The sequence below is a fragment of the Streptomyces sp. NPDC052101 genome (genome assembly GCF_040680235.1).
Taxonomy (GTDB): domain Bacteria; phylum Actinomycetota; class Actinomycetes; order Streptomycetales; family Streptomycetaceae; genus Streptomyces.
The window spans coordinates 1-24,840 of record NZ_JBFAWH010000043.1; the positions used below are offsets into that span (position 1 = coordinate 1).

The 24,840-nt window shown below is 70.3% G+C and carries 13 protein-coding genes and 1 pseudogene; 7 read left to right on the forward strand and 7 right to left on the reverse strand.

Annotated features, from left to right (window positions below):
- The first annotated feature begins 669 nt into the window (after positions 1-669).
- Entirely contained in the window at positions 670-1,680 is a 1,011-nt protein-coding gene (locus AB0L75_RS39005; protein ID WP_365190914.1) for a hypothetical protein, read from the forward strand.
- Between the two features lie 201 nt (positions 1,681-1,881).
- On the opposite strand, the pseudogene AB0L75_RS39010 reads toward AB0L75_RS39005, so the two are convergent.
- Positions 1,882-2,037, reverse strand: a pseudogene (locus AB0L75_RS39010) (ISL3 family transposase); the annotation flags it as partial.
- Positions 2,038-2,045: 8 nt separating this feature from the next.
- Complete coding sequence (locus AB0L75_RS39015; protein ID WP_365190916.1) at positions 2,046-2,213, reverse strand: hypothetical protein; 168 nt, start codon at positions 2,211-2,213, stop codon at positions 2,046-2,048.
- A 247-nt stretch (positions 2,214-2,460) separates the two neighbouring features.
- On the opposite strand from AB0L75_RS39015, the gene AB0L75_RS39020 reads away from it, so the two are divergent.
- From AB0L75_RS39020 to AB0L75_RS39045, 6 genes are all read left to right on the forward strand, one after another.
- Positions 2,461-2,937 carry a hypothetical protein gene (locus tag AB0L75_RS39020; protein ID WP_365190918.1) on the forward strand — a complete coding sequence of 159 codons (477 nt, stop codon included), beginning with the start codon at positions 2,461-2,463 and terminating at the stop codon, positions 2,935-2,937.
- Between the two features lie 138 nt (positions 2,938-3,075).
- Complete coding sequence (locus AB0L75_RS39025; protein ID WP_365190920.1) at positions 3,076-3,501, forward strand: regulator component; 426 nt, start codon at positions 3,076-3,078, stop codon at positions 3,499-3,501.
- The gene (locus AB0L75_RS39030; RefSeq protein ID WP_365190922.1) at positions 3,494-4,681 is read left to right on the forward strand and encodes an MAB_1171c family putative transporter; all 1,188 of its coding nucleotides are present in this window, start codon (positions 3,494-3,496) and stop codon (positions 4,679-4,681) included. The genes AB0L75_RS39025 and AB0L75_RS39030 overlap by 8 nt, the downstream gene beginning before the upstream one ends.
- 924 nt (positions 4,682-5,605) lie before the next feature.
- Positions 5,606-7,501 (forward strand): BTAD domain-containing putative transcriptional regulator, encoded by a 1,896-nt coding sequence (locus AB0L75_RS39035; RefSeq protein ID WP_365190924.1) that lies wholly within the window; start codon positions 5,606-5,608, stop codon positions 7,499-7,501.
- A gap of 40 nt (positions 7,502-7,541) precedes the next feature.
- The gene (locus AB0L75_RS39040) at positions 7,542-9,287 is read left to right on the forward strand and encodes an AMP-binding protein (protein ID WP_365190925.1); all 1,746 of its coding nucleotides are present in this window, start codon (positions 7,542-7,544) and stop codon (positions 9,285-9,287) included.
- Positions 9,288-9,346: 59 nt separating this feature from the next.
- A complete protein-coding gene (locus AB0L75_RS39045) occupies positions 9,347-10,126 on the forward strand; it encodes an ABC transporter ATP-binding protein (protein WP_365190927.1) in 780 nt (259 codons plus the stop codon).
- Between the two features lie 29 nt (positions 10,127-10,155).
- Here AB0L75_RS39045 and AB0L75_RS39050 read toward each other — a convergent pair whose 3' ends face one another.
- The 5 genes from AB0L75_RS39050 to AB0L75_RS39070 form a co-directional block, all read right to left on the reverse strand.
- The gene (locus tag AB0L75_RS39050) at positions 10,156-10,797 is read right to left on the reverse strand and encodes an EboA domain-containing protein (protein WP_365190929.1); all 642 of its coding nucleotides are present in this window, start codon (positions 10,795-10,797) and stop codon (positions 10,156-10,158) included.
- 101 nt (positions 10,798-10,898) lie between these two features.
- Positions 10,899-12,143 (reverse strand): MFS transporter, encoded by a 1,245-nt coding sequence (locus AB0L75_RS39055; RefSeq protein ID WP_365190931.1) that lies wholly within the window; start codon positions 12,141-12,143, stop codon positions 10,899-10,901.
- Positions 12,140-13,132 (reverse strand): ornithine carbamoyltransferase, encoded by a 993-nt coding sequence (locus AB0L75_RS39060; RefSeq protein WP_365190963.1) that lies wholly within the window; start codon positions 13,130-13,132, stop codon positions 12,140-12,142. Before AB0L75_RS39060 ends, AB0L75_RS39055 begins: the two co-directional genes overlap by 4 nt.
- A complete protein-coding gene (locus AB0L75_RS39065) occupies positions 13,132-19,671 on the reverse strand; it encodes an amino acid adenylation domain-containing protein (RefSeq protein ID WP_365190933.1) in 6,540 nt (2,179 codons plus the stop codon). Before AB0L75_RS39065 ends, AB0L75_RS39060 begins: the two co-directional genes overlap by 1 nt.
- A complete protein-coding gene (locus tag AB0L75_RS39070) occupies positions 19,668-24,737 on the reverse strand; it encodes an amino acid adenylation domain-containing protein (RefSeq protein ID WP_365190935.1) in 5,070 nt (1,689 codons plus the stop codon). Before AB0L75_RS39070 ends, AB0L75_RS39065 begins: the two co-directional genes overlap by 4 nt.
- Between the last annotated feature and the right edge of the window lie 103 nt (positions 24,738-24,840).

Consider the following 24,840-nt stretch of genomic DNA (forward strand, 5'->3'; position numbering starts at 1 on the left):
TCTGACCGGCGAGGCCACCATCTCCTGGCGCGACCCGACATCACCGGATCAAATCCGCATCCCGGGATGAAACATCGGGAGAAAACGACCTCTGAGCAGTCATCGAGCGTACGGGCCGGCCAGATCACCAGGGGCGGTTCGGGGTCGGCGGTCGCTTCGACCAGCGCCCACACCTGGGCCTGTGCCCGGCCAGCTCGCTCGGCTGTGTCGACGAGGATGCGTAGCACGTTTTCGTCGGCGTTCGTGAAGCACTTGCGGTCCGGGGGTGTGCCGTTGATGGGGATATTTGAATCTGGCTCTGGCCGCAGTTCCGTCAATCCCCAGGTCAGCGGCGGGAACGCGGGATCGTTTCAGCAGGGTGTTCTCTGCAGTGGCCGGGACATGGACCGGGATCCTGCAGTTGCACACACGACGACGCCGCACCATGCCAGGCGCTTCCCGCCACCACTGAAGCCGCGGCCGGCGGTCGAGCATCCGCCCGCCTGTGACGCGGCAGTGACGATTCCGGCACAGGCCATCACAAGATGGCAGGCGAGGATGATCACATCGCGCGCCTGACCAGTGTTGCGGCGACCGAGGGACATCGTGACCGGATGGCCCGCTCCGGCGCCGGAAGGCACAGCGCGCGAGGGGATGAACCACCGACCGTTACACATTCCAGGGGGAATCATGTCCTTGACTCGTCCGAGCGCTCGGCGCCTCGGCCTGCTGTGCGCCGCCACGGTCGCCGTCCTCGTCCCGGTCGTGGGCGCTGTGCCTGCCGCCATGGCCGCACCCGCCGCGCACCAGGGTGTCGTGGCCGGGCAGAACCCAGGCGGCACCATGGTCCGTACCGAGCAGCTCGCCTCCGGTGGCGGATACGTGGAGATCTACCGTGTCTCGGCCTCCCACTACTGGGGCCGGATCGTCACCTACTACGGCACCAGCGTCATCGACGCGAACGGTGAGACCGCGGCGCTCCAGGACAACGGCGAGTACACATTCCTCACCCCGCAGGGGCACTTCGGGGACTGGATCGCAGTCTCGGGCAAGAACCAGTTCCGCGGGCCCGGCACGTTCACGATCGCCCGCGGCTACACCGCGATCGTCGAGCAGACCGGCAAGAACCAGTGGCGGGCGAAACTGAAGCGGCCTGCGGGCGGTGCCTTCCTGACCCTTCAGACGCACGCGGTCGACGACGGCCACGGCAGGCTGTCCCACGTCTACGCCGGGGAGGAGATCGTCGACCCGGGCGGAAAGGCAATCTACGTCGTCCTGAGCGCGGACGGCATCATCACCTCCTTCGACCCGCAGGCCGCCACGGGCGGTGAGCCCCCGGCGGACAAGTGCACCGCGACCCGCGTGCAGTCCATCGGGGCGGGCACCCTGGCGCACATGAGCAACCGCCCCAGCGGGCCCCGGGTCTCCTTCACGTCGGTCTACGACGACGGCAAGGAGAGGACGGTGCTGATGCCGCTGGACAAAGACCACCCCGCGCTGCCCGCTGACGCCGGCATCCTGGCGCGGATAACGGGTGCGAACACGACGGCACCCAAGCTTGTCACCCGTGTCGAGGGCGGCAAGGGTGCGCCGGAGACGGTCACAGCGTTCCCGGCGGTCCCGAAGGACTGCCGCGACACGGGCACCGGTACCCCCAGTGTCTCGGCCACGTCTGGTCTTCCGGTACGCACGGCACGCTGATCGAGACCGGATATCGCAGTGCGGTGTCCTTGTCCGCCGCACGTGGGCTGAGCCTCGCCAACCCCTGTGCGCCTGCTGATTGTGTCTGGCCGGCGGTTTACGGCCGGGCTGAAGGGGAGCACCTGCCTTCGGCCTGGATCGAACTGATCCGTGAGAACTCGGTGTGATGGTTGGTCGCACTTCCGACAGCCACGGCTGAATAAGGATGCGGGTCCGGAGCAGTTCGAACGAGGCCCTGCCGTACATGGCTCGCTCGAGTGTTTTCACCCGGTTCACGTGTCCTTCGACGACGCCGGAGCTCCATGGACGGGTGAGGCCGGCGGTGACGGTGTCGAGGTCCTGGCGGAGGAAGCTGGCGAAGCCTTTCATGGGCTTCGGTGCGTCCTGCTCGGCCTGCCGGATCCGCTCCAGCAGCAGGTATCCGCGCGGGCGAGGACGAACTCGGCCAGCAGGTCCTGCTCGAAGGCGGCGATCTCCTCGGCGGTCTCCAGCCGAAGCTCCGGCCGCAGATCCCGCACGACAGCCAGAGCCATGCCGTTCCTCATGCAGTCAGCCTTCACGCCGCCACCGCCTGGCGGGACGGCTCTCCAAGTCGATGAGCCAGCGTGCGGGGCAGGCGAGACGCGGGACACGACGAGGCCCTTTCGCGGCCGTAGACGGCGGGGAACGCGGTACAGGACCGAGCCGCTTCCGGGGCGTTCAACGCTCGGTCCCTTCTGGTCAGGTCGCAGGCAGCGGCTTACGATTGGGGTACGCACTGTCCACCCTGAGTACCCTCGCGTGGAGTTGGAAGACTTGGCCCGGAGTAGCAGCGCTGGCAGCGGCGCCACCGATCCGTCGTCGTTGGCTCGACGGCTCGAAGACATCATCAACGCGTACTATCGGGGCAGCAGGCCTCCCTACAGCAAGATCGCCGCGGAGATTCACGAGAGTACCGGACGTACTTTTTCGGCGACCTACCTCTGGGAACTCGCGACAGGCCGAAAGCACAACGTGACTCGGGAGCATCTGCGGGTGCTGGCAGAGCACTTCGGGGTCACCCCGGACTACTTCACCGATGAGGAGGTCTCCGACAGAGTCAGACGCCAGATGGAGTTTGCCGTGGCCCTGGGAAACAACAAGGTACGCAAGCTGGCCTTTCGCGCTGACGGACTGTCGGAGGCAGGGCTCGACGCCCTGCTGGCACTGGTGAACGCGATGTCCGGCGAATCCGGTGGCGGAGAAGCCCGACCCGCTTCTGCCGAACAGGACAGCTGAGTGCGTCGTGGCAGCCACGGCCGGCGCGGTCAAGAGAGACGCCGGGTGAGGAGAAGGGACGAGTACAGCGATTTACAAGGTCGCTGTACGGCGATCCTGCGTGATCTCCGTGTACATCGTTCGCTCACCCTGGACGCGGTGCGGGAGCGGGTGGAGGAACTCAGAGGGCGTCCGCTCATTCTGAGGGAGTTACCCGACCAAGTGGCGTCCGCCGGAGCGTGCGGGCTGTGGCTGGGCACCGACGACGCGGATTACGTGTTCTACGAGACCCGGACCGTACCCTTCCACCAGCAACACATCATCCTGCACGAACTCGCCCATGTGCTGTGTGACCACGGAGGCGTCATGGACATGGGCGGCGCATTCGCCGGTCCTGTGTTCAACGATCTGCAGTCACATCTCGTCAAGCGGCTGATGGCCCGCACCAGTTACACGACTGCCGAAGAACAGGAAGCAGAGATGATCGCCAGTCTGATACAGAGCGCTGGCAACCCCCGTCGGTCGGCTGGTCCCCTGGAACGCATCGGCTCCTTTCTGGGACTGATAACCGATGACCGTGAGTGAGCTGGCGGATCAGGTCGGCCTCTGCAGTGTGTTCGCCCTGTGGGGCGCCCTCGCCCTGCGGGCTGTGCCCGCGCTGCGTCAGCCCCGCCAGCGAGGGCTGTGGCTCGCGGTCCTGACTGCGACCATCGCCATCACCTTGTTCCAGCCCGGGATTCTCAGGTTCCTGCAAGCCCTTGGCATCGACTTGCACATGGCCAGCCTGGCCCGCAATGAGCTCGGCGTCCTCAGCGCCGGCCTGGTCCTGCTTTTCATGATCGATCCTAGGCGTACGCGCGGTCTGTACATCTCCGTAGTGGTGGGGCTGACGGGGGCCCTCAGCTCGCTGCCGGCCTTGGACCTGCTACCAGTCATGCATCACTCGCGCGAATCGACGATGCGCTTACTCGGACCCGCGGATCCGTTCTTCGTCTACTGGCTGATCCTCATCCTTGCCCATCTTGCCAGCGACGCTGTCGCACTCGTGGTCTGCTGGCGGTTCAGCCTGCGGACGGACGACCGCGATTTCGCCTGGTCGCTGCGGCTGTTCGCGGTGGGAAGCCTGCTATCCGTCGTCTTCTGGTGCGGCTACTTCTGGGGACTGTGTGGCCACACAACCTCCATGCTCCCGTACCTATCGGTGATCATGGGCTTCCACGGCATGTTCCGGGCGGCATCGCTCGTGGTTCCCATCGTGAGGGCGACCGTCCGCTCAACGGCCGTGCTGCGGACCACCTGGCAGTTGTGGCCGCTATGGCGCGACCTTGTGACGGCGGTGCCGCAGGTGGCTCTCGCCGAACCGCAGCGGACGCGCCTGCAGGAGGTACTGCGACCGCGTTCGCCGCTGGCGCTGCAGGCGCACAGACAGACCATCGAGACGTATGACGCGCTCTTGGAGCTGCAGCGATACGTCCAGCCCGGCGCCTACCAGCAGGCGCACCGGCACGCCCGGCAGGCAGGAGTCCGCAGCGACCGGCTTGCCGCAGCCGCACTCGCCGGCACACTAGGCCAGGCCCGGCGTGCCAAACTCACCGGTGCGTCACCGTCCGACCCCTGCCCACTGCCTGGTGTGATCCATGGCAGCCCGGCGACGCTACTGGAGGTCGCCCGGATGTGGCCTTCCATGGCCAAAGCGCTTGTGTGTCACGAACCGGCCCCTCAACGCGAATCAGCGGAGCGCCCGTCGCGGCGTGGCGCGAATTGAGAGTCGAACGGCCACCTTGCGGATTCGCTTCCTCGGCGAAGCGAGCCATGCGGCAACCGGGTCACCGACGCGGGCGGATACGCGAGCGCCCCGGTCTCCCGTTCGACGCGCTGCAAAGACTCGGACCGTCGGCCGGAGGCGACCACAGGGACCTGCCGTGAAGCCATCCGCTGCTTCAAGCGTCACATCGCACGAGGGATCCCTCAGACGGTCGGCCCAGCGACGTGCACTGCGAGGTCGGCGTGTGGACGTCGACGGGTATCAAGTCGCAGTCCGCTACCCGGCGGCCGTCCTCGCACTGGCCCTGAACGATGGCTGTGACCAGCACATTCGATACACATCCCGTCCTGGCGGCATCGGGGTCTTGCGTCTGCGGCCTCCCTTCGTCATCTCCTGCCGGCCCATGTCTCCACCCTGGCGAAGGCCGGACCGAGCACAGGGGATTCTCGGGCCGCCGGGACCACCTCAGCGGATCAATTGACGCAGAGTCATCCGCTGGGTAGCGTTTGTGGCCTGAACCAGGGACCCAAATCCGGCCCCATGGCAGCCGGCGAACCCCAGATGGTCGACGGCCCATCAACGTGCCGACTCCTGACGTGAGGTTCCGTACGGGCCGCGACCTCACCGATCGGAGAACGGACCGGAGCCTGCCTGACCGGGGGACCGGGACAGGGCGGACCTTCCGCCGAATGTGTCGACCATGCCCGAAGCGCAGACGTTCGAGCGTCTCCCGAGACCTCACATCGGGAGGCGGCAGACATGACGTACGGGAAGAGTTGTAGACAGCGCCAGTTGGGGTAGGTGAGGTGATCGTTTGACTCTCGGTGTCAACGCTTCAGTGGCGCCGATGAGACGAACCGGCCCCGCATGACCGCGCGTGGAGTATGACGGGGGCGGAATATGAGGTTTCAGATTCTTGGTCCGGTGGAGGTGTGGGAAGGCCAGAGGAGGGTCGCGCTCGGCGGCCCCAAACTCCGTACGGCCTTCGCTGCGCTGGTGCTGGCCCGGGGCCGCGTGGTCAGCGACTCGCAGCTGGCTTCGTGGTTATGGGGCGAGATGCCGCCTGCCACGCTCACCGCCCAGATCCATACGTATATGTCGCGGCTGAGGAACCTCATCGGGCCTGCTGCGCAGGTGATCCGGCAGCCTCCCGGATACCTGCTGAGCACGCCCTCGGAGACGCCGGCGAACGAGGACGCCTTCGACCACCAGGTGACCGTTGATTTCCTGGAGTTCGAGCGGCTTGCCGCGCAGGGCCGACTGGCCGCCAAAGCCGGCGACGCCGCCTCCGCGGCCCAACTCCTGCGGGCCGCGCAGACGACATGGAGGGGACCGGTGCTGGGCGGCGTCACCGCCCCCCTCGCCGACAGCGAGCGTCCGCACCTGGAGGAACTACGCCTCGCGGTGCTTGAGGAGCGTATCGACGCGGATCTCGCGTTAGGCCGCCACGCCGAACTCATCGCCGAACTCATCGAACTGATCACGGCACATCCCCTGCGAGAACGTCTCCGCTGCCAGTTGATGACCGCGCTGTACCGGTGCGACAGGCAGGGCGAGGCGCTTGCGGTCTTCCATGAGACGCGGCATGTACTCGCGAAGTCGCTGGGCGTTGATCCCGGGCCTGGCCTGCGCAATCTCCACCAGTCCATTCTGGTGAACGATCCGGCGCTCGCCCACCCCGCGCAGCGCCAGCACCTCAGCACGAGGAACGGCGGCGCACCCGGCCCGCCGCCCGCGGCGCCGGCTGACTTCACCGGCAGGCAGGCACAGGTGTCGGAACTCAGGGAGTTGATGTCAGCCCCTGCGAGCAGAACGAGCCCGCCCGCGGTGGGGGCCGTCGTCGGCATGCCGGGAGTGGGCAAGACGGCGGTCGCCCTTCAGGTCGCCCAACTGCTCTCGGGCCACTATCCCGACGGCCAGCTGTTCGTGGACCTGCGCGGCAGCAGCCCGAACCCCCTGACGCCCGCGGAGGCGATGGACAAGGTCCTTGTGCTCCTCGGGATGGGCGGAACCGACCCCACCGTCGACGAGGAAAGACGCAGCGAGCTGTACCGCAGCCGACTCCTCGGCCGCAGGGCCATGCTCATCCTCGACGACGTGGCCGACGACGCACAGGTTCGCCCGCTGTTGCCGGGTGTTGCCGGGTGCGGTGTGCTGCTGACCAGCCGGACACGTCTGTCCGCCCTGCCGGGAGTCCGGCCCGTCACGCTGGGAGCGTTCTCATCGGCCGAAGCCCAACAGCTGCTGCAGAGCATTGTCGGCGCGGAGCGCTTGGCGGCCTGCCCGCAGCAGACTCAGGCCCTCATCGAATGCTGTGCTCGGCTGCCGCTCGCTCTTCGGATCGCCGGCTCGCGCTTGGCGGCCCGCCCGCAGTGGCCACTGGACCGGTTGACCAAGCGGCTGGCCGAAACGTTCCGCCGCGTCAGCGAACTGCGGATCGCGGACCTGGCGCTGAGCGAGGTCCTCGCCTCCAGCTATGAGCGGCTGACGCCTTCGGCCCGGCGCGCTTTGCGCCTGCTGTCCCTCGTGGAGTCCGCCACCTTCTCCACATGGACGGCGGCCCTGCTCCTCGACCTTCCCCTGGATGCCGCGGATGACGCCATCGACCAGCTGGTGGACGCCCATGTGGTGGATCTGGTCAAGGACGACAGCACCGGACAGTTCGCCTACACCCTGCACGGTCTCATGCGCTGCTACGTCCGCGAACGCGCGGCAGCCGACGGGACCGTCAGGGAACGCCGGGAGGCGCTGGAGCGGCTGAACGGACCCACCTGTGTCACCTACGGGCGACGGGAGTACGCGGGCGGTCGGCATCGGTAGCCGGACGACTGGACGGAGCCGACCGGTGAGAAGGGCGGATATGCGAGACAACATGGTGGACGTCGTCATGGGCCACGCCAGCAGGAGCCCCGGCCGCACGGCGGCCGTCTTCGTGCACGACGACGATGGGGACCGGGCGCACGAGACATCCATCACCTACGGGGAGCTCGATCGGGCGGCGCGTGCACGGGCCGCATGGCTCCGGGAGCGCTGTTCGAGCGGGGATCGCGCGCTCCTGCTGTACCCGAGCGGTCTGGAATTCATCAGGAGCCTGTTGGGCTGCCTGTACGCGGGGGTGGTCCCGGTACCCGCTCCGATGCCGGACGGTCGGCCGCACCATCTGAAAGAAGCGACCGGCATCGCCCTCGACGTCGACCCGCGCATGGTTCTCACACAGAGCAGTCACCTCGGGACGGTGGCGGACTGGGCGGGCCAGCAGGGACTGGACCGGATACTGTGCACCGCCACAGACACCGTCACCGGATCGCCCGACCAATGGTGCCGACCGCTGATCTCCCGCGAACCGTTCGCTCTGCTGCGCAACTCGTGGGGAGCCGGCGCCGAGCCGTACGGGGTGATGATCGGTCACGACAACCTGGTCCACGCACTGGACAGCCACAGTCGGGCCCTTGGGCTGACCCCGGACAGCGTGTTCGCCAACTGGTTGCCGATACAGCGGGGAACAGGACTCGTCGAGTCGTTGCTGACCGCCCTCTATGCGGGCACCACCGCGGTCTTGATGTCTCCGGAGACGTTCTTGCGTGAGCCGTTCCTGTGGCTGCGGACCATGAGCCGATGGCGCGCCGAGGTCGGCATCGCACCGGGATTCGCGTACGACCTGTGCGCGGCGGAGGTGACCTTGGAACAGGCCGCGGCGCTGGACCTGTCAGGTTGGCGGCACGCCTGCACCCTGGACACACCGGCCGGGGCAGGCACACGGACCCGGTTCGAGGAGCGCTTCGCTTCTTCGGGCTTTCGGCCCTCGGCGTGGCGGGCGGGCTATGGATCTGCGGGGACGACGGGCCTCGTGGCGGTGTCGGCCCCCGGAACGACCGCGTCGATCATGAAGGCCGACCGGCGGGCGTTGGAGGCCGATGTTCTCACCAGGGGTACCGACGCCGATGCACCGCGCCTCGTCGGCCTGGGCTCGCCCGCCGGCGTCGATGTGCGCGTCGTTGACCCGCACACGTTCCGCGTCGTGCCCGACGGGAGGATCGGCGAGATCTGGTTACGGGGAAGGAGCCTGGGCCGAGGGTTCTGGAACAAGCAGGACGCCACCGTAGCCACCTTCCGGGCGGTCACCGCAGACGGGCAGGGGGGCTTTCTGCGGACCGGGGACCTGGGAGCGGTGCTGGACGGAGAGATCTTCATGTCCGGGCGCCTGGAGGACGTTCTCGTTCTGCAGGGGCGACGTCTGTACCCGCAGCATCTTGAGCATTTCATCGAGTCCCTGGACAAGGGCCTCAGCGGTTTGGCCGGCAGTGTGTTCACCGTCGCGGTGCCAGGCCAGGAGGTCGTCGCCGTGCACGAGTGCGAACCCGCCGCCTCCTCCATGGAGAACCTGTCCGACCTGGCCGTCACCATCCGGGAGGCCATCGCCGGTTCCCATGGGATCGCCATGGGCGGCCTCGTCCTCGTCCGCCCGGGCGATGTGCCGAGGACGGACACCGGAGGTGTGTCACGGGCACGTGTGCGCGAGTTGTTCATCCATGACGCCTTGGAACCGCTGTATGAAGACCTGCATCCCGACCTCCGCCGCACGTTCCGTCCCCATGACGTCCTGTGAAGTTCGCACAGCACGTCCGGCGTTCGACATGTCGATGACGAAGTCAGGAGCAGGGGTCCATGAGGACACATCGCGGCGACCAGCGGGGGACTGCGGAGGGTTTCGCCTCCACCCATGCCCTTCGTCTGGAAGGTGTCAGCAAGATCTACGGGCACGCCGGGCATGAGGTACGCGCACTCGACAATGTCTCCGTCCGTATTCCGCGCTCGACCTTCACGGCCATCATGGGGCCGTCGGGATCGGGCAAGAGCTGCCTTCTGCGGTGTGCGGCCGGGCTGGACACCCCGACGTCGGGGTCCTCATGGATCGGCGACGCGCGGCTCGACCGCCTGGACGAGAAGCAGCTCACACGCCTACGCCGACAGCGCGTCGGCTTTGTGTTCCAGTCGTTCAACCTGATCCCCGCCCTGAGTGTCTGGGACAACGTGACACTGCCTCTGCGGTTGGCCGGGACACGGCATGACCGGACGTGGGTGACGGACGTCCTGCACCGAGTCGGCCTGGGCGACCGGGCGGATCATCGTCCGGCCCAGCTCTCCGGTGGACAACAGCAGCGCGTCGCCATCGCGCGGGCACTGGTCACGCGGCCCGACGTCGTCCTCGGTGACGAGCCCACCGGTTCGCTCGACACCATCATGGCCAGGCAGACACTGGACCTCCTTCGGACCTGCGTCGACGAAACCGGCCAGACCGTGGTGATGGTCACCCATGACCCCGTCGCCGCCTCCTTCGCCGACACCGTCCTCTTCCTGGTCGACGGCTGTTTCGTAGGCCGCACGGACGCGCCGACCGCGGACGGTGTCGCAGAGCGGATGACACGCCTTGGGGCCTGGGCGTAGCACGGAGCCGTGTCGTCGCTCGGTGGAGTTCAACGGGGGCGGGTGATGAGCCAGACGTCAGGGGGGACGGGTCTGCCCGCGGTGCGCTGCCGTCGGGCGAACGCCTCCCCCATCCGGGCCAGTTCGGCATCGCGGCGCTTGTCGAGTCCAGCGACACCGATCAGGGGAATGCCCATGGTCAGGCACTTGACAACGGCCTGCCGCCAACGGGTCTGGTCCAGGTACGCTCCCGCGTAGGGGCCCAGCGCGGCGCGGACCAGGCGGCTGTCGTCGGTGTCCAGCGCGTCGTCGACGATGGGCAGTGCTCTGTTTCCGATGGCGAGGAACGGTAAGGCGTGCAGGATGCCACGCCGCTCGGCCGGGTCTCCGCGCAGGTAGAGCGAGCCGGCCGTGGCGACCAGTTCAGGGCCGTCCGGCTCGGCACTCATCAGGAGCCGGGCGCGAGCGCCGTCGGTGCGGCTCCAGCCTCTCCAGCCGGGCAGTGGTCGTCGGCCGCACCGAGGGTCGGCCTGGCGGTAGTGGTCGCCGAGCAGCGTGATGTCCTTGGCGACGAGGGTGCTGGACTCCTCCAGCCAGTCGAGCGCGCCGGGCGTGAGCGTGGAGCGGAGCGTGGCGTTCAGGGTATGGATGACGAGAGGGTCGTGTACGGGGCTGGCGGTGGTCGCCTCCACGTGACGTCACCTCCTGCGCTTGTCCGGGGGTGGGGCCGTCCTCCCCGCACGGGTGCGTTTCTTCTCGGTGGCCACGCCGGAAACGCACCCGCCGTGCGCTGTCACTCTTTCGGCACCGGAAGGGCCGCGCCGGCGCGAACCCCGGGGGAGAGCGCGGTCAGCAGGGCGGTGATGCCCATGACCACGCTGAAGATCAGGATCGTACGGGCGGAGCCGACGGCTTCCAGGAGGTTTCCGGCGATCAGCGGTCCCGTCGCCATGGCCCCGGAACTGACCAGGATGACCACGCTGTTGGCCCGCCCCTGCATGTGGCTGGGCGCGGTGCCGGTCAGCAGGACCCCGGCGACGACGTTGAAGACGCCGCCCACGTATCCACTGGCTGCGAACAGGGCGCCGAGCACCACCGGTTGGTGAAGGCCTGCCACGGGAACCATCAGGGCCGTCCAGGCCACCAGCCCGCCCACCACCAGCGTGCGCAGGGTGCACCGCCGCATCCACCTGCCGGCGCTCAGCGACCCCACCAGTCCGCCGGCGCCGCTGAGCATGGTCACCAGTCCGATGGACAGGGCCGACCGCCCGTCGCCCTTCATGGCGGCCATCACCGAGAGATTGAGCCCCTGGAACAGCACGTTGGTCACGGCGATGGCCGCGATCACCGCGCGCAGGAAGTGCTGCCCCCACAGCCACCTCAGCCCCTCCCTCACCTCGGAGGCGATGGTGCGCCGCGGAACCTCGCTCACCTCCTGGAACGGTCCGCGCGCTCGGGCCAGGAACCCCAGCGAGGCGGCGTGTGCGACGGAGGCGAAGACGAACGGCAGACCGGCGGCCACACCGGCCAGTCCACTTCCCACCGGCTGGCCCAGCACCGATGCGGCCCTGGTCCGCGCCTCGTTGCGCACCAGGGCGGAGGGAAGCTGCTCCGGCGTTACCACCGCGGGTACGGCGGCCCGCTCCGCCAGCTGGTACAGCGTCAGCAGACAGCCCTCCGCAAACGCCGACGCCAGCAGGTGCGGAAGCCACACAGCGCCCGACAACAGCGCCGCCGCGACCCCCGCTGCCACCAGCGCCGAGCCGGTGGCGCACAGCAGCATCAGCCGTCTGCGGTCGCAGCGGTCCACCACTGCTCCCCCCGGGAGCTGGATCAGCAGGTAGGGCAGCAGCAGGGCGAACCCGACCAGCCCGGCCGTCCGGGCGGAGCCGGTGGTCCACAGGACCGTCAGGGGATAGGCGAAAGCAGTGGTCCGGCCGCCGAGGACCACGAGCCCGGCCCCGCCCCACAGCATGTGGAAGTCACGGTTGTGCCGGAGCGGGACGGGAGGATCGGTCGGTGTCTCGGCGAGTGTCATGTCCTCCCCGTACCTATGGCCGTGCGCGGCTCCCCGTCCGCATGGCGCGGCCGGACAGGGCGGCACCAGTCGAGGACGGCCATCGCGCTGTACGCCTTGTTCTCCGCCTGGTCGAACGCGATACTCATCGGCCCGTCCAGGACGTCGGCGGTGACTTCCTCCCCCCGGTGGGCCGGTAGGTCGTGCATGAAGACGGCTTGCGGGCTGCCGTGCCACAGCTCCTGACCGACCCGGAACGGCGCGAAGGTCTCGTGCCAACGCGGATCCGGTTTGGTGGTGCCCGTGGTCTGCCACCGCGTGGTGTAGATGACGTCGAAACCGGGCGGGAGCGCATCCATGTCGTGCCGCTCCTGCACCGCTGCCCCGCTTCGGGACGCCTGCCGCCGAGCCGTCTGCGCGATCGTGGCCGACAGCCCGTAACCAGGCGGGGTGCGCAGTTCGAGTCGTACATCCGGATAGCGGCTGAGAGCCAGGGCGAGTGCGGCCGCCGTGTTGTTGCCCTCGCCCACGTACAGGACTCGAAGTCCCTCCACGCGCCCGAAGTGCCGGGTCAGCGTGGTCAGATCGGCCAGCGCCTGTGTGGGGTGCTCTTCGGCGCTCATGGCGTTGACCACCGCCATCCGGCTCTGGCGGGCCCACATCCGCATCTCCTGCGGGTCACCGGCGGTGCGGGTCACCAGCAGGTCCAGCATCCGGGACATGATCCGGCCGGTGTCCTCGGCGGTCTCGCCCGTGTTGGTCTGGAGGTCGCCGGGACCGTAGGTGACGACGGATCCCCCCAGCCGGAGCACCGCCGTGGAGAACGCCGTGCGCGTCCGGGTCGACGTCTTGGTGAAGTAGATGCCCGCCACCAGTCCCTCAAGCGGGTGCTGTGCCCCCGCGCCCTCCACGGCATAGCGCACTCCGCGTTCCACCAGCGCGCGCAGATCCGCATCGCTCAGGTCTTCGAGGGAGATCAGATGGCGCGCTGGGCGCTCTTCCACAGGAATCAGCCTTCCGTAGGGGCGCCACCGACCGCAGCCCGGGCGCCGTCCAGGGCCGCGGCGAGCGCGGCGATCGTCGGGTGTTTCAGGGCGGTGGCCAAGTCCACGTCCAGCCCGAGCCGACGGGCGGCGGACAGGACGGACAGCACCATCAGCGAGTCGCCGCCGAGATCGAGGAACGCGTCGTCGAGGCCGACCCGGTCGATGCCGAGCGTCTGCTCCCACGCCTTGGCCAGCTGCCGCTGTGTGGGTGTGCGCGGGGCCCGGAAGGGCGGGCTGACCGCGGTGTCCGCTCGGGACCCCGAGGCGGGGGGCGTCATGGCCCGGCGGTCCCGCTTGCCGTGCTCGGTCAGCGGCAGTGCGGCGACCGTCTCGAAGGACGCTGGGACCAGTGGTGCCGGCAGCACTGCCCGCAGCCGGTCGCGGAGCCGGGCAGGCGCCGGCGGCACGGCCGGCCCCTCGGCGGGGACCACCCACGCGACGAGGCGCGGGGCCCCGGACGGCGAGGGCACGGAGGCGACCAGCGCGTCGTGCACGGTCGGGTCGGCGCGGAGTGCGGCCTCGATCTCCGCGGGTTCCACCCGGTGTCCGCGCACCTTGATCTGGTCATCGGCGCGGCCGCAGAACTCCAGTTCACCGTCGGGCAGCACGCGCGCGAGGTCCCCGGTGCGGTACAGCCGTGCTCCCGGCGGACCGTACGGATCGGGCAGGAAGCGTTCCGCGGTCAGCGCGGGCTGCCCGGCGTAGCCGCGGGCCAGGCCGGGGCCGCCGATGTGCACCTCCCCGACGACCCCGAGGGGGACGGGCGTGGCGTTCTCGTCCAGAACCCGCAGCGTCGTGCCGGGCAGTGCGTGCCCCAGCCGCACCAGGGGACGCCGCGAGGGCCCGTCGAGGAAGTGGGCGGCGGCGGCCACGGTGGCCTCGGCGGGCCCGTACTCGGACACGAGCCGGGTCCGGCTGCCCTGACGGGCCAGTCGTGCCCGCACCCGGTTGGCCTGGGCGCTCGGATAGGCGTCGCCCGCACAGGCGAGCACCGCGGTCAGCCCGGCCAGCTGCGCGTCGCTCAGTTGCTCCTCCAGCAGGGCGAGGTGGCCGGGGGTGAGTCCGACATACGCGTAGGGGGCATGCTCGGTGAGCAGCTGTCCCAGCTGCGCCAGGTCGAACCGCTGCGGGAGCAGGTGGACCGGCCGCCCCCTCATCAGCGGCGCGAACAGGGCGGTCACGCCCAGGTCGGAGCCGACGGAGGTGAAGGCCGGCGCGCCTCCCGGGTGGCCGGTGAGATAGGCATCGGTGGCCCAGTCCAGATAGTGGGCGAGGGCATGGTGGCTGACCATGACGGCCTTCGGCGTTCCCGTCGAGCCGGAGGTGTGCAGGATGTAGGCGAGCCGTCGGCCGTCGCGCGCCGCGCCGTCGCGGGCGGGCGGATCCGGTGGCTCTGCCTGCTGTGCCGCCCGTTCTTCCTGCGTGTCGAGGACCAGTGACCGCAGCGGCTCAACGCGCATGGCGTGAGCGCTCTCGGTGATGACGATGCCGCATTCGCCGGAGGCGAGCTGGGTGTGCAGGCGCGGCTGCGGGGCACACGGGTCGATCGGAACGTAGGCCGCGGCCGCTTTCCATGCCGCCAGCATGGCCACCACGAGGTCCGGTCCCCGGTCCAGCAGGACACCGACCCTGCTCTCCACGCCGACGCCCAGCGCGATCAACCGGCGGGCCAGTCGATTGGCACGGACGTCGACTTGGCCGAACGTCAGCCGCTCGCCCCCTGCGACAACGGCGATGGCGTCGGGGGTCCGCCGGGCCTGTGCCTCGAATGCGGCCAGCGCGTCGACCGGTTCGGGGCCCGTGCGCGCGGTGCCGGTCGCCGAGTCCGCCTCCAGGCCGTACGCGTATCCCTTCAGCGCCTCACCGGCGGGGCCTTCGGCGGCCATGTCCGACAGCACCGCGCGATAGAGGCGGGCGAGTCGCTCGCCGTGTTCACGGCGCAGGGTGCGGGTGTCCGAGGCGATGCTGAGGTGACCTGCCGAGGGTGTGCCGACCACGAGGGGGAACTCGTTCGGGCTGTCGTCACGGCTGGCCGCGATGTCGACGAGGTCGGTGTCGATCTGGTGGAAGTCCAGGTAGTGGAAGAGCACGTCGACGAGGTGCCCCTCGTCGGCGGCGCGGCGCATGGAGGGCATCGGGAAGCGGCGGTGCTGCCACAGCCCGACCTCCCGGTCGAAGACCTGCTGGACCAGTTCGCCCCAGGTGCGGGCCGTGCGGTCGTAGGGGAAGGGCACCGAGTTCAGGTACATGCCCGACACCTGATCGGCACCGGACGCCTCGGGCCTGGCATCGATGACCATGCCCCCGCGGAATGTCCCGGCCCGGGTGAGCAGACCGAGCACCTTGGCGTGCGCGGCGTGCAGGACACTCTTGTACGAGGTTCCGGTCGCCGAGGCGAGGGAACGCAGGCCGGGTTCGAGTTCGTGCAGCGGGATGTCGATGCGGTACCGCTCGCGGTCCGAGCCGGAGCCGCCCGTCCACTCCCGGGGGATCCGGAACTGCTCGTGGCCGTCGATGAGGCGGTGCCAGAAGGCGCGGTCCTCGTCCGACGCCAGGGAGCGCAGCTCCGCGGCGATGAAGTCCGCGAAGCGGACCGTGTGCGGCACCGGTGCGAGGGCCGGCTCCTGCCCGTCGCGGATCCGTTCGTAGGCGCGGAGCATCTCCATGAGCTGGGAGTGGTAGCTCCAGCCCTCGATGATGGGGTGGCACTCGGTGATCGACAGCCACCAGCTCTCGTCGTCGACGACGTGTACGGCCATCCGCATCAGGGGCGCGACGGAGATGTCGAACAGTTCCCGTCGGTCCCGGTCGCAGAAGTCCACCAGGGCCTGCTGCCGTTGGGGCTCCGGCAGATGCGTCACGTCGTGGTGGACGACCGGCATCCTCGCGTGCCCGTGCACGATCTGCAGTGGCTGGGAGAAACCCGTGAGGGCGAAGGAGGTTCGCATCACCTCGTGGCGCGCCACAACGACGTCGGCGGCCGAGCGGAAGGCGTGGGGATCGAACGGGATCTTGTCGCGGATCCGGAATGACGTGACGTTGTGGTAGTGGTTCTGCCCGCTGCCGCCGAACATCTCCACGAACATCCCGGCCTGGACGCGGGAAAGGGGGTACGCGTCGACGGCGTCGGCGGGCAGGGCGCGCCGATCGTCCTGCCCGATCAGGGCGAAGGGGGCCACTTGCTGCAGCGGGGCCGCGGCCTGTCGGCCCTGCCCGTGGTCGAGGGCTTCACACAACCGTGCCACCGTGCGGTGTTCGATGATGTCCCGGACCGTCACCGCCAGCCCCCCTTCGCGGAGCGCTCCGGCCAGGGCGACGGCGCGAAGGGAGTCACCACCGAGATCGAAGAAGTTGTCGTGGACCCCGATGTCCTCCACCCCCAGGGTCCGCGTCCACACCTCCGCCATCGCGCGTTCCGCCGCCGAGCGGGGCGCCACGTGGTCCCCCACGGCCGTGGCGCCGCGGCCCGGCGCCGGCAGCGCGCCGCGGTCCAGCTTCCCGTTGGAGGTCAGCGGCAGGGCCTGGAGGATGACGAAGGCCGCGGGAACCATGTAGGAGGGCAGCGACTCGGCGAGGCGGGCCTGCAAGCGGGCCGGCTCCAGTGCGGACGGATCGGCGTCGTGGGTGGGCACCAGGTAGCTGACGAGCCTCCTGTCGCCTGGCTGGTCCTCCCGTATGACGGCCACCGCCTCGGCTACCGAGGGGTCGCCGGCGAGCACGCTCTCGACCTCGCCGAGCTCCACCCGGTAGCCGCGCAACTTGACCTGATGGTCCGTCCGGGAGACGAAGTCCACATTGCCGTCGGGCAGCACGCGGGCGAGGTCACCGGTGCGGTAGAGCCGGGACCCCGCGGGCCCGTACGGGTCCGGTACGAACCGCTGCGCCGTCTGCCCGGGCCTGCCGACGTAACCCCGGGCCAGGCCGACACCCCCGATGCAGACCTCGCCCACGCAGCCGACCGGCACCGGCCGCAGGTCGTCGTCGAGGACGAGCATGGTCGTATGCGGGATCGCACGGCCGATGGAGACCAGTTCGGTCTGCGGCGGCCCTTCGATGAAGTAGGCCGAGTTGCCCACGGTGATCTCGGTGGGGCCGTATTCGGCCGCGAGCGCGGTCCCCTGCGGTCCCGCGGCCCGCGCCCAGCGTTCGGCGAGCCGACTCGTGAAGGAGTCGCCCGCGGCGATGACGAGGCCGGCCAGCCGGGAGACCCGGTCCGGCGGCAGCTGCTGAAGCAGCAGGTCGAGGTGGCCGGGGGTGAGTTTGACGAACGCGTACGGCGCCCCCGCCAGGAGCAGGCGGCCCAGATCGGCGACGTCGAAGTCCTGGTCGATCAGGTGGACCGGCTGACCGACCATCAGCGGGGTGTAGAGATTGGGTACGCCCAGGTCGAAGGCGATGGAGGAGAACAGCGGGGCACCGCCTTCCCCCGCGCTCGCGTACGCGTCCACCGTCCACCCCACGTAGTTGGCCAGGCCCCGGTGGGAGACCAACACGCCCTTGGGTCGACCGGTGGACCCCGAGGTGTAGATGACGTACGCCAGGCTGTCGAGGTCGAAGCCGCCCGCCGGAGGTGGCGGGGCCGCGCAGCGACGCAGGGCACCCTGTTCGGCCGGGTCGTCGATCACGACGACCTGGGCGTCGACGCCGTTCGTCCGGTCGGTGTGGCGGCGTTCGGTCACGACGACCCGGGTGGCGGTGTCGGCCAGGATGTACGCCAGCCGCTCGTCCGGATATCCGGGGTCCAGTGGCACATAGGCGGCACCGGCCCGCCAGATGCCCAGGAGGCAGGCGACCATCTCCGGTGTCCGGTCCAGCAGGACACCGACGGCCTCCTCGGGTCCCGCACCGAGCGCACGCAGCCGCCCGGCCATGCGGCCGGCCAAGGCGTCCAGTTCCCGGTAGGTGACCCGGCGCTCCCCGTGTACCACGGCGACCGCCTCGGGCGTAGCCAGCGCCTGACGGGTGATCTCCTCGTGGATCGGGCGCAGCGCGCCGGCATCGAGGGCGGCCCGGGTTCCCACGGGTTGGCGCGGCCCGTCCAGGAGCAGTGCGCGCTCTTGCTGATCGAAGATGTCCACAGCGGCGACGGGTAGCCCGGGCGTGGCGACGGCGGCGGTCAGCAGCCGCGTGTAGTGGCCCGTCATGCGGCGGATGGTCGACGCGTCGAAGAGGGCCGTGGGGTACTCCACGAAGCCTTCCAGGGAGCCGTCCGAGCGCTCCTCCAGGTGCATGGTGAGGTCGAAGCGGGAGATGCGGCAGATCGGGCGGATGGGCACTGCCTCGATGTGTGGCAGCCCGAGCGCGTCTGCGCCGTCCTCGGCCGCGAGGTCGAACATCACCTGGAACAGCGGTGTGGCTCCGGGGGCACGTTCGGGTGCCAGCTCTTCGGCGAGCCGGTCCAAGGCGGTGCTCCGGCGGTCGAAGGCGGTCAGGAGCCGTTCCCGGTTGTCGTCGACGAGCTGCGCGAAGGAGGCGTGTCCGTCCCAATGCGCCCGCAGGGCCAGGCTGTTGTAGGCGTAACCGGCCATGGCCACCAGCTCCGGCCGGTCTCGCAGGGACACGGCGGTGCCCACGGTGACGTCCCGTGTGCCCGTGTAGCGGGACAGCAGGACCTGGAAGGCGGTCAGCGTCACCATGAACAGGGAAGCGCCGCGATCACGGGCGAACTCGCGCAGCCGCCCCGTGGTCGCGGCCGACACGGTGAACCGGTCCTCCCTACCCTCCCACGAGGGTACGGCCGGCCGGGGGCGGTCGACCGGCAGATCGAGCGGGGCGGCTCCGCCCAGCTGCTCGACCCACCAGTCGAGGTCTCGGCGTGCCTCGGGGCTGTCCTGCCGTGTGTTCAGCCAGGCCGCGTAGTCGGCGTACTGGGTGGGCGCGGGCAGCGCAGGGGCCCGGTGCTCGATCCGCGCGCGGTAGAGCTCGGCGAGTTCGGCCATGAGCAGTGGGCGGGTGGACGCGTCGCACGCGATGTGGTGGAAGACCATCACCAGCAGGTGGTCGTCCGGGGCGAAGGCGACCTGGCGCACGCGCAGTGGCGGACAGGCGGCCAGATCGACGGGGGTCAGCGATTCCCGCTCCGCGAACTCCGCCGCCACGCGGTCGCGCTCGTCGTCGTCGAGTCCGATGCGCTCCGTACGGTGGAAGTCCACGCGCCCCGGCGGATCGATGATCTGGTGGGGTTCGGTGCCGACGAGGCCGAAACGGGTGCGCAGGATCTCGTGTCGTTCGGTGAGGGCTCGAAGGGCGTGGTCCAGCGCGTCGGTGTCCAGCGGTCCACGCAACCGGTGGACGAGGGGCAGCAGGTAGGCGGGGGAGGCCGGGTCGAGTTGGTGCAGGAACCACAGCTGGCGCTGGCCGGGGGACAGGGCGAGCGTGGTGCGGCGGGAGACGCGCGGGATGACGCGGCGGGGTCCGCCGCCGCTGAGGCGGCGTCGGAGGAGCTCTTCACGCCGGTCGGTGCCGCGGTCGGGGACCGCGTCGTGTTCGGAGGGTGTGGTCACGGGTGGTACTCCCTGTAGGCGTCGGCCACTTCGGCCTCGCTGAGTGCCGCGATGTCGGCCCGTAGCGCCTCCTCGACCGCCACGGCGAGTTCGGCCACCGTCGACTGCGTGAACAGGACACGCAGCGGCAGGTCGATATCGAACTCCTCACGCAGGCTGGCGACGACGCGGGCGGCTCCCATCGAGTCGCCGCCGATCCGGAAGAAGTCGTGCTGGGCGCCGATGCGCGGCGTGTGTCCGTCCGGCCCGGCCAGTACGTCGGCCCAGACCCTGGCGATCGTCTCCTCCGCCGGTCCTCGTGGAGCGACGTAGGGAACATCGTGCGACATATCGGCCATCTCCGGAGCCGGAAGCGCGGCGGCGTCGACCTTGTTGTGCCGGGTCAGCGGCAACGCTTCCAGTTGTACGACCAGCGCGGGCAGCATGTGCTCCGGCACGTACCGGGCACAGTGCTCGATCAGTTCGGCCTCAGGAGGGAGCCGGTCACCGGCGGGTACGCAGTAGGCGATGAGCCGCGCCTCGTCGCCGGTGCCGTGGACGGTGACGGCGACGTCGGCGAGGCCGGGGTGTTCGGCCAGTACGGACTGCACCTCCCCGGTCTCCACCCGCCGGCCGCGGATCTTGACCTGGTCGTCGGTGCGTCCGGCGAAGGCCAGCGTGCCGTCGGGCAGTACGCGGGCGAGGTCACCGGTGCGGTAGAGCCGGGCACCCGTCGGCCCGAACGGATCGGGCACGAACCGCTCGGCCGTCAACCGCGGTTGTCCGGTGTAGCCGCGGGCCACCCCGGCGCCTCCGATGCACAGCTCGCCGATCACCCCCACGGGCACCAGGCCCAGATGGGAGTCGAGCACGCGAGCGGTGGTGTGCGGGTAGGGGCGCCCGATCGGGACGGCGCGCGCGTCGGTGCCCACGTCGCAGCGGGTGGTGGCGATGGTGGTCTCGGTGAGGCCGTATTCGTTGATGAAGCGGGTGAGGCGGCGGGCCAGCTCGCGGGCGAGCGCGGGTGGGCACGGCTCGCCCCCGGTCAGGCCGACCAGTGAGCGTTCCTCCAGACCGGCGTCGATGAGCATGCGCCAGTGCGACGGGGAGACCTGCAGGTGGGTCACCCGGTGCTTTTCGATCAGCTCCAGCTGGGCCGCCGGGTCGGCGCTCTGCTCCTGGTCGGCGAGGACGACACGGCCCCCTGCGACGAGCGGCATGACCAGCTCGGTGAAGGAGATGTCGTACGTGGGCTGGGCCAAGGCGAGCCACGCGTCGTCCGGCCTTCGACCGAAGTCCAGATGGTCCTGTGAGGCCAGCAGCATCCGCAGCAGGGAGCCGTGCTGGACCTCGACCCCCTTGGGCCGGCCCGTGGAGCCCGAGGTGTAGAGGATGTACGCCAGGTGGCAGGAGGTCAGGTCGGACACCGGCGGGGTGGTGCCGGCCGCGGCCAGGGCGGTGTCGTCGTCCAAGGCCAGCGCCGGGACGTTCCGGAGCCGGCCGAGGCGCCCGGTGCCCTGGAGGTCCGACACGACGACGCCGACGCCCGCGTCGGCCATGATGTGGGCCAGGCGCTCGTCGGGGACCGTCGTATCGAGGGGAACGTGGACGGCTCCGGCCTTCCAGACTCCCAGCAGGCAGGCGATCAGGTCCGGGACCCGGTCGAGCATGGTGGCCACGGTGGTCTCCGGTCCGGCGCCCAGTTCGAGCAGCCGGTGCGCGATCCGGTTGGCGCGGGCTTCCAGATCGGCGTACGACCACACCGCCGAGTCGTGGACGACGGCGACGGCGTCCGGCATCCTGCGTACGGTCTCTTCGAACGCCGTGTGAACGCAGATGTCCGGTACGAGCGCACCCTCGCCACGCGGTTCGGGGGCGCCGAGGGCCAGCAGCCGGGCGGATTCGCCAGGAGGGAGCAGCCTCGCCTCGGTCAGGTTCGCGCGGGGAGCGGCCGCCAACGACTCCAGGAGCTGCGCCCAGTAGGCGGCGAACCGCTCCACTGTGGTCGCGTCGAACAGCGCGGTCGCGTACTCCATCACACACAGCAGGCCGCCGTCGCTCTCGCGCTGGACCACGAGGGTGAGGTCGGTACGGGCGCTCTGCCAGGCGTCACGGACGGTGTCCAGATCGGTTCCGGAGGCGTTGGTGGAGGTGCGGCCCTCCTCCTGGAAGTTGAACATCACCTGGTAGAGGGGGGTGCGCGACGGATCGCGTTCCGGTACCAGCTCCTGTACGAGCCGGCTGAACGGCATCTCCTGGTGGGCGAGGGCGTCCCGGGTGGTCTCCCTGACCTTCGCCACGGCCTCGGCGGCGGTGTCGTCGCCGTCCAGTCTGCAGCGCAGGACGAGGGTGTTGAGGAAGACACCCACGGTCTGCGCTACTTCTGGGCGATGCCGACCGGCGACCGAGATGCCGATGGCCAGGTCCATGCAGCCGGTGAGACGCGCCAGCAGGACGGCGTACGCGGTGAGCAACGTCTGGTGCAGCGTGGCGTCGACGCCGCGGCCGAGCGCCTCGGCCTGTTCGACGACGCGGGCCGGCACGGTGAAGGTGTGCGCGGCACCCCGTGCGTCGCGTTCGCTGGGGCGGGGGCGGTCGGCGGGCAGGTCCAGCGCCGGGCTGCCGTCGAGTACGGCACGCCAGTGGGCGAACTCCTCGTCGAGGACGTCCGCGTCCAGGCGGCGGCGCTGCCAGACCGCGTGGTCGGCGTACTGCACCGGCACCGGTGGCAGGTCCGCGGGCGCACCGCCGCGTACGGCCTCGCCCAGGGCCAGCAGGTCGCGCTCCAGGACCACCGACGACCAGCCGTCGCAGGCGATGTGATGGATGCTCAGAACGAGTGCGGGCTCGTTGCCGGGGGTACGCACCAGCAGTGCCCGCCACACCGGTCCCCGCTCCAGGTCGAAGCCGCGGGCGAACTCCGCCTCCAGCGCCGTGCGTACCTCGTGGGACCCTGCCGCGTCGACGACGCGCAGCTCGGGCCTGTCGTCGGCCGGGTCGATGATCTGGACGGGATCGCCGTCGCGCACGGCGTAGCGCGTGCGCAGGGCCTCGTGGCGCTCGACGAGTGCCGCCAGGGCCGCGCGGACGGTCTCCTCGGTCCAGCCCGCGGGCAGGCGGATCCACAGCGGCGCGACCCATTCGGGGCTGCCGGGCTGCATCTGCTCGGACAGCCACATCCCCTCCTGGCCGTACGAGAGCGGTAGCGGCTGGTCACGCGGGACCGGCGTGATCGCCGCGGAGCTTGCCGAGAGCGTCGCGTCGGCGCCGTCGGGGCCTGCCGTGGAAGCCGCTGCCAGCAGAGCCGCTTGTTGCTCGACCGTCGACGCGGTCAGCAGGGCGCGCAGTGCGACCCGCCGGCCGGTGGCCGTGAAGAGCCGTTCGGCGAGCTGGGTGAGCAGCAGTGACGAGCCGCCATGCTGGAAGAAGTCGTCGTGCACGCCGATCGTGTCGCCCGGGATGTCCAGCATCTGCGCCCACACCTGGACGACCGCCCGCTCGCCCTCGTCGCGTGCGGCGATGTGCTCGGCGTGCAGCGGTTCACCGTGCCGGGGTTCGGGCAGCGCCGACCGGTCGATCTTCCCGTTGAGGGTCCGCGGGAAGGCGTCGACGGCTATGAAGAGGGACGGGATGAGCGGTTCCGGCAGAGTGCGGCGGAGGAAGGCACGCAGCTCCTGGGGAAGGGGCCGGGTGCCGCGCGCCTGTACCCAGGCGGCGAGCCGCTGGCCGCCCTCGCGGCCCGGGAGGGCCGCCACCACGGCGGCCTCCAGCCGGGGATGGGCGGCCAGCGCGGCCTCCACCTCGCCCGGCTCGATGCGCACACCGTTGACCTTCACCTGCTGGTCCAGGCGCCCCAGGTACTCCAACGCGCCGTCCGCGCGCCACCGCGCGCGGTCGCCGGTGCGGTACAGCCGGGAGCCGGGAGGCCCGTAGGGGTCGGGAACGAAACGCTCGGCGGTCAGCCCGGGGCGACCGAGGTAGCCGTGCGCGAGGCCGACGCCGCCCACGTGCAGTTCGCCGACGCCGCCTCGCGGTGCCGGCAGGCCGCGCGGATCGAGGATCAGCACCCGCAGGTGCGCGAGGGGGCGGCCGATGGGCACCGGACCCGTGGCCTGGGCCGGGTCGAACTCGTGCTCGGTGATGTCGACCGAGCACTCCGTCGGGCCGTAGGTGTTCCAGATCCGTGCCTGAGCGGCGCGCGCCAGCAGGCGGTGGCAGAGTTCCGCCTGCAGCGGTTCGCCGGCGCTGAAGATCAGCCTCAGCGCGCCGCAGTCGGCCCAACCGGGCGCGTCCGCGAGGGCTCGCAACACCGAGGGAACCGCCTGCAGAACCGTTATTCGCCCGTCGGCTACGGCGCGGACCAGCGCGGCCGGGTCGCCTTCGGCGCCCTCGGGGGCGAGCACGACGCGGCCTCCGCTGATCAGCGGGGCGAACAGCTCCAGTGCGGCCGCGTCGAAACCGATCGTGGTCTTCTGCAGCACGCGGTCACCGGTGCCCAGCCCGTGGCGGTCCACCAGCCAGCGCACACGGTTGGCGATGCCCGCGTGCGGCACCACGACGCCTTTGGGACGGCCGGTGGACCCCGAGGTGTAGAGCACGTACGCCGGCCGGGCCGGATCCGCGGGACCCGCCTGGGACGCGAAGCCAAGGCCCCCCTGCCTGCCCTCCTCCGCACCGGCATCGTCCAGCGCGACGACAGGGGTGCCGTCCAGGCTCGGCAGAGCCTCCGCAGCGTCTCCGAGGGTGAGGACCACCGAGGCCCGGGTGTCCAAGACGCACCAGCGCAGCCGCTCGGCGGGGTGGCCGGGATCCAGCGGCAGATAGGCCGCTCCCGCCTTCCACACGCCCAGGAGAGCCGCGAGCAGGTCCGGTCCGCGCCGCAGGCACACGCCGACGACAGCGCCGGGGCCGACGCCGAGCGCGTGAAGCCGATGCGCCACGCGTTCGGCCCGCTGCTCCAGGGCGCTGTACGTGAGGGCGCCCAGCGCGCCGGGAGCGGCGGTCTCGACCGCGATCGCGTCAGGAGTGCGGGCCGCCTGAGCGGCGAACAACTCGTGCAGCGGTCGGGTGTCCGGTGCACTCGGCACGCCGCTCTCCGCAGGTGATTGCCTCGACAAGGCACAGTCGTTCACAGGTACTCCTTGAGAAGATCGCCCCAGCGGGCATGACGAGGGGAGCGGCGGGGCGGCG

Excerpts from the sequence above, each read along its gene's own strand:
- AB0L75_RS39005 (WP_365190914.1), top strand. The coding sequence starts at position 670 with ATGTCCTTGACTCGTCCGAGCGCTCGGCGCCTCGGCCTGCTGTGCGCC.
- AB0L75_RS39015 (WP_365190916.1), bottom strand. The coding sequence starts at position 2,213 with ATGGCTCTGGCTGTCGTGCGGGATCTGCGGCCGGAGCTTCGGCTGGAG.
- AB0L75_RS39040 (WP_365190925.1), top strand. The coding sequence starts at position 7,542 with ATGCGAGACAACATGGTGGACGTCGTCATGGGCCACGCCAGCAGGAGC.
- AB0L75_RS39045 (WP_365190927.1), top strand. The coding sequence starts at position 9,347 with ATGAGGACACATCGCGGCGACCAGCGGGGGACTGCGGAGGGTTTCGCC.
- AB0L75_RS39055 (WP_365190931.1), bottom strand. The coding sequence starts at position 12,143 with ATGACACTCGCCGAGACACCGACCGATCCTCCCGTCCCGCTCCGGCAC.